The organism is Mycolicibacterium vaccae NBRC 14118 = CIP 105934, assembly GCF_001552715.1.
Classification (GTDB): Bacteria; Actinomycetota; Actinomycetes; order Mycobacteriales; family Mycobacteriaceae; genus Mycobacterium; species Mycobacterium vaccae.
The window spans coordinates 1-2326 of the sequence record NZ_BCRS01000313.1 but is presented as its reverse complement, the minus strand read 5'-3'; the positions used below and the strand labels follow the sequence as shown (position 1 = coordinate 2326).

2 protein-coding genes are annotated in these 2326 nt (G+C 68.4%); both read right to left on the bottom strand.

Features of this window, described 5'->3' with window-relative positions:
- A partial coding sequence (gene secF / locus MVA01S_RS29565) for a protein translocase subunit SecF (protein ID WP_060941827.1) occupies positions 1 to 1119 on the bottom strand: 1119 nt, incomplete at its 3' end.
- Positions 1120 to 1122: 3 nt separating this feature from the next.
- Positions 1123 to 2326 (bottom strand): protein translocase subunit SecD (gene secD / locus MVA01S_RS29560; RefSeq protein ID WP_060941826.1); only part of this gene is annotated, 1204 nt, incomplete at its 5' end.

Sequence of the window (2326 nt, the reverse complement as noted above, 5' to 3'; positions counted from 1 at the left end):
CTCGGCCGACTCGTCCGGGTCGGCGCCGCCGGCCTTGGCGGCCGCGGTCTGCCTGCGGTTGAGCACCCGGCGGGTGTGCTTGCTCACCAGGTCCGTGCGCTCCCGCAGGCTCACCAGCAGCGGGGTGGCGAAGTAGATCGACGAGTAGGTACCGACGATCACGCCGACCAGCTGGACCAGCGCCAGGTCCATCAGCGTGCCGACGCCGAGCAGCCACACCGCGACCACCATCAGCGCGATGATCGGCAGCACCGAGATCAGGCTGGTGTTGATCGAGCGCATGAACGTCTGGTTGACCGCGAGGTTGGCCTGTTCGGCGAACGTGCGCCGGGTGGTGTGCTCGAAACCTTCGGTGTTCTCCTCGACCTTGTCGAACACGATGACCGTGTCGTACAGCGAGAAGCCCAGGATCGTCAGCAGGCCGATGACCGTCGCAGGGGTGACCTCGAACCCGACGAGCGCGTAGATGCCGGCGGTCACCACGAGGTCGAACACCAGCGTCGCCAGCGCGGCGACCGCCATGTACCGCTCGTAGCGCACGGTGATGTAGATCGCCGCCAGCACCAGGAACACCACCAGCGCGATCAGCGCCTTCTGGGTGATCTGACCGCCCCAGGTCTCCGACACCGCGGAATCGCTGATCGCCTGCGGACTGGGCTGGCCGTCGGGGCCGTTGGGCTGGAAGGCTTCGAACAGCGCCTTGCGCAGCTCGACGATCTGGTCGTTGTCCAGCGTCTCGGACCGGATCTGGAACGTCGCCGAATCGCCGGAACCCACGACCACCACCGAGTCCGGCGGCGCGCCGATCGTGTCGTTGAACACCGTCTCCACCTGTGAGGTGGTGGCCTGGGCGTCGCTGCGCGGGAACGACACCTTGGTGCCGCCCTCGAAGTCGATGCCGAACGTGAACCCGCGCAGCAGCATGGCGCCGAGGGAGATCGCGACGATCAGGCCGCTGACCGTGTACCAGAGCTTGCGCTTGCCGATGACCTCGAAGGCGCCGGTGCCGGTGTAGAGCCGGACGAAGAAGCCGTGCTTGGGCCCGCCGGCCGAGGCTGCCTCCAGGTCCGGGGCCTCGACTGCGCCGGACTCGACGTCTGTGCGGTTGCGTGTCGCCATGACCTATCCCCGTCCCGCCGCGTTCGCGGCCGCTCGGCGTTCGCGTGCGATCTGCTGGACCGCGCCCAATCCGTTGAGCGACGGCTTGGCCCATGCCGCGGACTTCGACGCCATGTACACCAACGGCCACGTCACCAGGAACACGATCACGACGTCGAGGACAGTGGTCAGTCCCAGCGTGAACGCGAAGCCCTTCACCTGTCCGACGGCCAGGAAGTAGAGCACCGCGGCGGCCAGCAGGGTCACGGCGTTGCCGGAGACGATCGTCTTGCGGGCCCTGGCCCAGCCTCGTGGCACCGCGGACCGGAACGAGCGGCCTTCCCGGATCTCGTCCTTGATGCGTTCGAAGAACACCACGAACGAGTCTGCCGTCATACCGATACCGATGATCAGACCTGCGATACCGGCCAGGTCCAGCGTGTAGTTGATCCACCTGCCGAGCAGCACGAGGATCGCGAACACCATCGCGCCGGAGGCGGTCAGCGACAGCGCGATCAGCACGCCCAGCGCGCGGTAGTACAGCAGCGAGTAGAGCAGCACGGCCACCAGCCCGACCGCACCCGCGATGAGCCCGGCCCGCAGCGACGACAGGCCCAGGGTGGCCGACACCGTCTCGGCTTCGGAGGACTCGAACGACAGCGGCAGCGAGCCGTACTTGAGCACGTTGGCGAGCTCGCGCGCGGTGTCCTGGGTGAACTGGCCGGTGATCTGCGTGCGGCCGCCCGGGATCGCCTCCTGGATCACCGGGGCGCTGACCACCTGGGAGTCGAGCACGAACGCGGTCTGGGTGCCAATGTTCGCGGCGGTGAAGTCCGCCCACACCTTCGCGGCGTCGCTCTTGAACTCGACGTCGACGACGTACTCGCCGGCCTGCTGGTTCAGCCCGGACGACGCGTTGGCGATCTGCTCACCGCTGATGATCGACTTGTCCAGCAGGTAGACCTCGTCGCCGTCCTGCGAGCACGTGACCAGCGGCAGGTTCGGGTCGTCGTTGCCGGCCAGCACGTCCTCCTGGCCACACCGGGTGGCCTGGAACTGCAGCGCCAGGATCTGGATGGCCTGCTCGGTGCTCTGACGCAGCCGCTTCTCATCCTGGATGCGGGTGGCCAGCGGCACCTCTTCGTCCCCACCGGGCAGCGACGCGCCGGGCGCGGGCGCCTCGGTGGCCGGCGGTGCGCCGGGGGCAGGTGACGGCGCGGGGGTCGGG